General features: G+C 67.9%; 5 protein-coding genes. 1 reads left to right on the top strand and 4 read right to left on the bottom strand.

The features are described 5' to 3' along the window. The 4 genes from ACJASC_RS14990 to ACJASC_RS14975 form a co-directional block, all read right to left on the bottom strand. A partial coding sequence (locus ACJASC_RS14990; protein WP_415146713.1) for a DEAD/DEAH box helicase occupies window positions 1-1,706 on the bottom strand: 1,706 nt, incomplete at its 3' end. 217 nt (window positions 1,707-1,923) lie between these two features. Further along, on the bottom strand, window positions 1,924-3,666 hold the full coding sequence (locus tag ACJASC_RS14985; RefSeq protein ID WP_415146712.1) for an OFA family MFS transporter: 1,743 nt from the start codon (window positions 3,664-3,666) through the stop codon (window positions 1,924-1,926). 206 nt (window positions 3,667-3,872) lie between these two features. Continuing rightward, window positions 3,873-5,900: a sensor histidine kinase gene (locus ACJASC_RS14980; protein WP_415146711.1), complete on the bottom strand. Its 2,028-nt coding sequence runs from the start codon at window positions 5,898-5,900 to the stop codon at window positions 3,873-3,875. Beyond that, window positions 5,897-7,216: a sigma-54-dependent transcriptional regulator gene (locus ACJASC_RS14975; RefSeq protein WP_415146710.1), complete on the bottom strand. Its 1,320-nt coding sequence runs from the start codon at window positions 7,214-7,216 to the stop codon at window positions 5,897-5,899. The genes ACJASC_RS14980 and ACJASC_RS14975 overlap by 4 nt, the downstream gene beginning before the upstream one ends. A gap of 194 nt (window positions 7,217-7,410) precedes the next feature. Between ACJASC_RS14975 and ACJASC_RS14970 the strand changes: the two genes are divergently transcribed. Beyond that, window positions 7,411-8,145: a hypothetical protein gene (locus tag ACJASC_RS14970; protein ID WP_415146709.1), complete on the top strand. Its 735-nt coding sequence runs from the start codon at window positions 7,411-7,413 to the stop codon at window positions 8,143-8,145. Window positions 8,146-8,296 lie beyond the last annotated feature (151 nt).

The raw sequence follows: 8,296 nt of genomic DNA, 5'->3' as shown, positions 1-8,296 counted from the left end.
GGCGCGGTCGCTTCGGGGGCGGGGCGCGGCGCGTGCTCGGGGCGAGGTTCACGATCCGGGCGGGGGCCGCGGTCGGGCCGGGGCCCGCGATCGGGCCGCTGTCCGCGTTCGGGCCGGGGGCCGCGCGACAGGTCGGGCGCCGTGTCGAGCGCGGTCATCTTCAGACCTTCCTCGGGCGACATGTCGGGACCGATGGCGCGCAGGAAGCCCGGCACGGCGGTTTCAAGGATCTCGACGTAGGTTTCGGTATCCTGAATGCGGATCGCGCCGATCGCATCCTTGGAGATGTCGCCCGCGCGGCACAGCAGCGGCAGGAGCCAGCGCGCCTCGGCCCGCTCGTTGCGGCCCGCCGAAAGCGAGAACCACTTGCTCGGACCGAAGCTCTCGGTCGCGCGTTTCTGCGGCTTCGCGTCGGGGGCCTGAAGCTCCTCGGGTGCCGAGCGGCGGGCGCGGTAGAGCGCCAGATAGGCCGCGGCGATGGTCTCGGGCGCGTGGCGCTGCAGGAGCTTGGCAGCGAAGACCTTCGCATCCTCGGTGATTTCGGCGTTCCAGACCGGATCGTCGAGCAGCCGCGCCTCGTCGGCGGCGAGGATGTCCTCGGCCGAGGGCGGCACGGTCCAGTCGGCGGAAAGCTTGGCGGTGCCAAGCAGGCGCTCGGCCTTCTTGCGCAGCTTCATCGGCACGATCAGGGCGCTGACGCCCTTGCGGCCCGCGCGGCCGGTGCGGCCCGAGCGGTGCAGCAGCGTCTCGGAGTTCGAGGGCAGCTCGGCGTGGATCACCAGTTCGAGGTCGGGCAGGTCGATGCCGCGCGCGGCCACGTCGGTCGCCACGCAGATCCGGGCCCGGCCGTCGCGCATCGCCTGAAGCGCGTGGGTCCGCTCGTTCTGGGTCAGCTCGCCCGAGAGCGACACGACCGAAAAGCCCCGGTTCGACAGCCGCGCGGTGAGGCGCGCCACGGTGGCGCGGGTGTTGGCGAAGACGATGGCGTTGGTGGCGTCCTGATGACGCAGCGTGTTGATGATCGCCGCCTCCTCGTCGCCTTGGGCCACCTGCAGCGCCTTGTAGGAGATGTCGGCGTGCTGGCCGCCCTTGGTGGCGACGACGACGCGCTCGGCGTCGGTCTGGAAATCCTTGGCCAGCTTGGCGATGGCGGGCGGCACCGTGGCCGAGAACAGGAGCGTGCGGCGGCTCTCGGGACAGGCCGAGAGGATGAATTCGAGGTCCTCGCGGAAGCCCAGATCGAGCATCTCGTCGGCCTCGTCGAGCACGACGGCGCGGATGTCCGACAAATCGATCGCGCTGCGGCGGACGTAATCGGCGAGGCGGCCCGGCGTGGCGACGACGAAATGCGCGCCCCGGTCGAGCGCGCGGCGCTCGTCGCGGATCTCCATGCCGCCGATGGCGGTGGCGAGCTTGGCGCCGGCGCCGCGGTAGAGCCATTCCAGCTCGCGCATCACCTGCGAGGCCAGTTCGCGGGTCGGCGCGATGGCCAGCGCCAGCGGGGCGGCGGCGCGGCCGAGCTGGCCGTCATCGTCGAGGATGGTCGGGCCGATGGCGAGGCCGAAGCCCACGGTTTTGCCGGAGCCGGTCTGCGCCGAGACCAGCAGGTCGCGCTCGGCGAGCTCGGGCGCGGTGACGGCCTCCTGCACGGGGGTGAGCGTGTCGTAGCCGCGCGCGTCGAGCGCGTCCCTGAGGGTCTGCATCATATGTAAGTAAAGGTCCGTTGGTCTGGAGGCGGCCGGATTGGGGCCGGGGGCGGCCCCGGGGGACCACGTCAAGCGCGGACCCTTACCCGCAATCGGGCGCGATGTATAGCGCCATTCCACGCATGGCCGATGCCCGCAAAGCGAAAGGACCGCGCAATCGCGCGGCCCTCTGCCCCCATCGGGATCGTGGCGGGCCGTTGCACCGGCCCTGCCGGCCTCACTCGCCGGGGACGGCGCTCATGCCCGCGTCGGCTTCGCGGTAGTGATGCTTCTCGCGCACGGGGCGCATCATGAGGTTGGCGAAGAACGCCACGACCAGCAGGGCGGCCATCACGTACATCGTGGTGTTGTAGAGGCTCGAGGTCGGGTCGACCGTGCCGGCGGGCGCGATCTCCATCAGCCGGGCGATGGTGACGGTCTTGGCCGCCACGAGCTGGTCGAGCTGGTCGAGCCCCGCGCCGAACTTCTCGGCGAAGGCCGCCGGATCGACCTTGGCCGCGAGATCGGAGATCGCCGAGGTGACCGACATGTCGCGCAGCGAGGTGATCAGGAGCGGCCCGAGCACGCCCGCCGTGGACCATGCGGTCAGCAGTCGGCCGTGGATGCCGCCCACATGCATGGTGCCGAACATGTCCGCCAGATAGGCCGGGATCGTCGCGAAGCCGCCGCCATACATGGTGAAGATGATCATGGTCGCGACATAGAAGCCGATCAGCCAGATGATCGAGGGATCCGACGCGGTGGCGCTGGCGAAGAACGGGATCGACAGGTAGAGCGCGGCCCCCAGCACGAAGAAGATCGTGTAGGTGGTCTTGCGGCCGATATAGTCCGAGGTCGAGGCCCAGAAGAAGCGGCCCACCATGTTGAAGACCGAGATCATCAGCACGTAGGTCGAGGCGAAGGCGGCGGTCACGATCAGCGGCATCGAGGTGCCGTAGATCTCGCTCATCATCGTCTTGGCCACGCCGATCACGCCGATGCCGGCAGTGACGTTGAAGCACAGCATCAGCCAGAGCTGCCAGAACTGCGGCGTCTTCATCGCCTGATCGATATGCACGTTCGAGCGGGTGATCATCCCGGCCGAGGCCGATTCCGGCTTGGGCTGCCAGCCCTCGGGCTTCCAGTCCTTAGCGGGCACGCGGAAGCCGAAGGCGGCGATGATCATCACCACGAAATAGGCGATGCCCAGCGTCAGGAAGGTCGAGGCGGCGCCGGTGTCGCCGGTGCCGACGGCATAGAGACCGTTGGTCACGACGCCCTCGATCTGCGCGGCTTGCGCGGCGGTGGCGGTCACGGCCTCGATCATGGTGCCGTTCTGCTCCACGAAGAGGCGGCCCTGTTCGGTGGTGGTCGCGACCTCGCCGGACATGCCGAGGAAGGTGGGCGCCTTGGAGTAGAGGCTCAGCAGCCAGCCCTTGAGCGGGGCCGCGATGATCGCGCCGCCGCCGAAGCCCATGATCGCCATGCCGGTCGCCATGCCGCGCCGATCCGGAAACCAGCGGATCAGGGTCGAGACGGGCGAGACATAACCGAGGCCGAGGCCACAGCCGCCGAGCACACCATAGCCGAGATAGACCAGCCACAGTTGATGCGCCGCGATGCCGAGCGAGCCGATGACGAAGCCGCCGCCCCAGAGGCAGGCGGCGAGCACGCCGACCATGCGCGGGCCGACCTTTTCGAGCCATTTGCCGCCGAAGGCCGCGGCGAGGCCGAGGAACACGATGGAAACCGAGAAGATCCACACCACCGAGGAGAGCGACCAATCGTCACCGGCGGCCGAGACCACGCCCAGTTCGCGCGTCAGCGCCGGGTTGAACACCGACCACGCATAGACCGAACCGATGCACAGGTGGATCGCGATGGAGGCGGGGGGCACCCGCCAGCGGTTGAAGCCGGGTTCGGCCACGATGTTGTCCTTGTGAAGAAAGCCCAAGGGCCCCTTCGAGTCGCTCACGCTCATTGTCGTCTCCTCCCAGAGTCCCGGCGCGCGCACGGCGGCGCGAGCCGTCATGGCGTGAATGCATGACCGCCGCCACTTGACCTGTCAAGAGGAATACATATATGAAACAACAGGTTAGCTGGACATTCTGTCCGTCAAGCCTAGTGCCGGGGGCGGCAAAGTGGACATTTTGTCCGACGCTACCCGGACGGGCCTGCCGCTTTCGGTCAAACCGGCCCGCCCGCGGGCTCCGCCGCCGGAAGCCGGATCGTGAAGCGGCTGCCCGCGCCGGGCGTGCTTTGGGCCAGGATCGTGCCGCCCGCATGTGTGACCAGCGTCTGGCTGATCGACAGGCCGAGACCGGTGCCGAGGCTGCGCTTGGTGGTGAAGAACGGATCGAAGATCCGCGCCAGCACCTCGGGCGGCATGCCGGGGCCGTCATCGGCGATCTCGATCTCGACCTCGGCCCCATCTCCGGCCCCGGCCTGCGCGTCGGCCTGGACGTCGCGCGTTGCGATGCGCAGCGCGCCGCCTTGCGGCATCGCATGGGCGGCGTTGACCACGAGGTTGATCACCACCTGCGTCAGCTCGCCGCGATCCATGGCGACGCGGGCGCGGGCGACAAGATCGGTCGAGATGTCGAGAGCGTGGGTCTCGGCCTGATGGCGCGCAAGCTCCAGCGCTTCCCGGATCGCCTCGCTCGTGTCGAGCGCCGGGGCCGAGGCGGCGTAATCGTCGGGTCGGGCGAATTGCAACAGCTTGGACACCATGGCCGAGATCCGGTGCACCTGCGCGTCGATCAGGTCGAACTCGGTCTTCACCGCCGCCGCCGCATTCGCATCGAGGCTGTCGCGCGCGACGTCGAGATTGCCCTGGATCACCGCGACCGGGTTGTTGATCTCATGCGCGACGCTGGCGGTGATCTCGCCCACGGCGGCGAGCTTTTCCGACAGGACGAGCTGGCGCGTCGCCTGCTCCAGCCGGTCATTGGCCTCGCGCAGGTCGCGGGTGCGGTCCTCGACCTTGCGTTCCAGCTCGGCGGCCCAGTCGCGCAGCTTCGCGTCACGCTCCTGCACCTGATCGAGCAGCGTGTCGAGATGACCCGCGACCTGTCCGATCTCGTCGGGTCCGCGCGCGTCGATGCGCGCGCGCAGATCCCCCGCCTCGACCCGCGCCATGGTCTGGGTCATCCGCTCCAGCGGCAGGAAGATCCGCCCCGCCCATCGCAGGAACACCGGCACCGTGATCGCGAGAACCGCCAGAAGCGACAGCGCCACCGCGAGGAGCGAGTTGGCGCGCGCCGCCGAGAAGGGCGCTTCGAGAAAGCCGACATAGAGCATGCCGACGGCCTCACCGTGGCTGTCGAGGATCGGCTCATAGGCCGAGACGTACCAGTCGTTGACCACGAAAGCGCGGTCGAGCCATGTCTCGTTCGCGCCGAGCACCCGGTCCGAAACGGCGGCGGACACGCGCGTGCCGAGCGCGCGCACGTTCTCGAACAGGCGCACATTGGTCGAAACGCGCACATCGCCCAGAAACAGCGTCGCGGTGCCGCGGCTGCCTTCGGGAAGGGAGCGTTCGCGGTAGACGAGGTCGTTGATCGTGTCGATGAAGCCGAGGTTGCGATTGAGCAGCACGCCCCCCACCAGCGCCGCGCGGCCGCCGCCCGCCAGCGTCACCGGCGCGGCGGCGTGGACCATCATGCCGCGATCCTCCTGTACCCGGTTGGTGGGGCGGGCGGCGGCCGTGGGCACCAGCGGGATCGCCGCGCGCGCGGCCAGATCGGGCGAGAGGGCTTCGAGCGTGCCCGCGTCGAAGAGATCGACGGCGCTCATGGCGCGGCCTTCGAGCGCGGCGGCGATGACCGGCCAATCGTCGGCGGGCAGGATCGCGTCGAAGCGCGAGATGCCGCCGGGCCGCGCCAGAAACAGGAAATCGAAGCCGAGGGCCTCGCGGCGTTCGGCGAGAAAGCCCTGCGCCGAGGGGTCGCGCGCGATGGCGGTGGCGAACTCGGTCGAGGTGCCGAGCGCGTCGAGCCGCTCGGCCGCGTTCTCCAGAAGCCGCCCGAGATACTGATCGGCGATGGTCAGGTCGGAGTTCACCTTGACGATCAGAAGCTCGTCGAGCCGGTCGGACCAGCGCAGCACGATGACGCCGATGAAAAGCGGCAGCAGAACCAGCACCGGCAGCAGCGCGATCGCCAGAAGCCGCGCGCGCACCGAGCGGGCGAAGATCCCGAAGGGGCGCAGGATCACAGCCCCCAGGCCGCGCATTTGCGGTCGATGGTCTTGCGGCTGACGCCAAGGCGCCGCGCGGCTTCGGCGCGGTTGCCGCCCGTGGCCTCCAACGCGGCGAGGATCTCGCGCCGCTCCACGTCGTCGAGCGGCTCGATCGGACCGCTGGGGGCGGGGGAGAGCTGCTCGATGGGGAAGCGCGCAAAGATCAGCGCGCGTTCGACGAAGTTGCGCAGCTCGCGGATGTTGCCGGGCCAGTCATGGCGCAGGATCGCGGCGCGGGCGGCGGCGTCGATCTCGATCCGCGGCAGGCCGAGCTGCGCCGACAGCTCCTCGACGAAAAGCCGCGCCAGATCGACGGTGTCGGCGCCGCGCCGCCGCAGGGGCGGCATGTGGATTTCGAGCACGTTGACCCGGAACCACAGATCCTCTCGGAAGCGCCCCGCCGCGACCTCGTCGGGCAGGTGCTTGGAAGTGGCGAAGACGAGACGGATATCGAGCGGCAGCTCGCGCTCGGCGCCGATGGGGCGGATGGTGCGGTCCTCGATCACCCGCAGCAGCGCGGTCTGGGCCGAGGCCGACAACTCGCCGATTTCGTCGAGGAACACGGTGCCGCCCTGCGCCGAGACCAAAAGCCCCTCGCGCAGGGCCTCGGCGCCCGGAAAGGCGCCGCGAGTGTGGCCGAAGAGTTCGATCTCCAGCATCTCGGCGGGAATCGCGGCGCAGTTCACCGGCACGAAGGGGGCGTGCGCGCGCTCCGACAGCCCGTGCAGATGCCGCGCCGCGACCTCCTTGCCGGTGCCGCTCTCGCCGGTGATGAGCACCGGGGTCGGCACCCGCGCCACCCGCGCCAGCATCCGGCGCACCTCCTCGACCTGCGCGGAGTCGCCGATCAGCCGGGCGCGGCGCGACCGGCCCGGATCGCCGGTGCTCAGCTCGTGGCGCAAAAGCGCGTTCTCCCGGCGCATCGCGGCCAGCTCCACGCAGCGGCGCACGGCGTTGAGGATCTGGTTCGAGCGGAACGGCTTCAGAACGAAATCCACGGCACCCGCGCGCATCGCCTCGATCGCGGTGTCGAGATCGGCGAAGGCGGTCATGATGATGGTATCCGACAGGCTGCCGCGCCGCCGCTGTTCGGCGAGCCATTCGAGCCCGGAGGTGCCCGGCATCCGGTTGTCGAGGATCACCACGTCGAACATCCGCGCCGCGACGAGCGCCTCGGCCTCCTCGGCGCTGCCGGCCTGCGCGACGTCGAGGCAGTGTGGCGTCATCGTCTTGACGATGAAGTTGCGTATCCCCGGCTCATCGTCGATAACGAGCACCCGAGTGCGCAGCATGCCGCGACTGAACCCGCCGGAACCGACAGAGGCATTATCCGCTGATATCATGGGTGCCTCGACAGTGGCATTGCGTATGCCTGTGTTACATGAAACTGGCCTTCTGGCATCAAGTAGCCCGAAAGGGCTGACACATCCATCGTCGTGTGAGATACATTAATGGTATTTAAACTATTTGCCGTGGTGGATGCCGGATGATGAATGCCGTCGTGGAAACTGTCATGGTCAACAGTTTCAGGGTTCAGGTATACGCCGATCTTTACGAGCGCGCCGCGCGTAGCCATTCGAAGGTTCTGAGGAATTTCGCGCTCCGCGGTATTCCCAAGCAGATCTACAGAAACCGGACAATATTCATTCACGTGCCGAAGAATGGCGGTACGAGCGTTTCCCGCAGTCTTTACGGCCGTAGCATTGGCCATCGTTCGGCGGAGTTCTATCGTAGGACGGACCCGGAACTTTTCGCGAGCGCCACGTCCTTTGCGGTGTTGCGCGATCCGATATCCCGCTTCGGTTCGGCCTGCAACATGCTGATCAACGGCGGCGCGACCGATGTCAGGGTGCCTCCCCGTGTAGCGCGGCTATTGGCCGATCTGCGCACGGTACCGGATATTCTCGATTGGCTCGAGGGCGAAGGCGAGAACGCGTTCCGGTTGAATGCCAGCTTCAGGAGGCAGAGTTGGTACGTCACGGATGCCGTCGGCAAGGTTCTGGTGGACCGGCTGTTTGTCCTGGGCCGCGACGATGCGGAATTGAGTGAGATGGTCGAGACGTTGTCGGGCAAAGCCTTGTCACATGCCAACCGCGGGTTGAGCAAGCCGATTGAATTGTCGACGTCGGATGAGGCAAGGGTGCGCGAATTCTATGCCCCGGATTTCGAGTTGCTGGCAAATGTAGATGCAATGCGAAAGGTCACGATCGCGGCGTCGTAATGCCAGGCGATCCGGCCAAAGCTATATCCTCCTGACAATTGGTTTCGCGATAAGATACAAAGTCCCATTTTATGGGGGTCTGTCCAGGACGCCCGCGCCCGACACATGGGCGGGAGTGGAATGCCGCGTTCGGCGGGGGCGAAACCGCTTG

The sequence above is a fragment of the Limimaricola cinnabarinus genome, from assembly GCF_047631075.1.
GTDB classification, from domain to species: domain Bacteria; phylum Pseudomonadota; class Alphaproteobacteria; order Rhodobacterales; family Rhodobacteraceae; genus Limimaricola; species Limimaricola cinnabarinus.
Note: the sequence above shows the minus strand (reverse complement) of the source record. Positions and strands in the feature narration are given on the sequence as shown.

What these genes read in the sequence shown, in the direction of transcription:
- ACJASC_RS14975 (WP_415146710.1), bottom strand. Translation starts at nt 7,216, where the DNA reads ATGCTGCGCACTCGGGTGCTCGTTATCGACGATGAGCCGGGGATACGC.
- ACJASC_RS14985 (WP_415146712.1), bottom strand. Translation starts at nt 3,666, where the DNA reads ATGAGCGTGAGCGACTCGAAGGGGCCCTTGGGCTTTCTTCACAAGGAC.
- ACJASC_RS14970 (WP_415146709.1), top strand. Translation starts at nt 7,411, where the DNA reads ATGATGAATGCCGTCGTGGAAACTGTCATGGTCAACAGTTTCAGGGTT.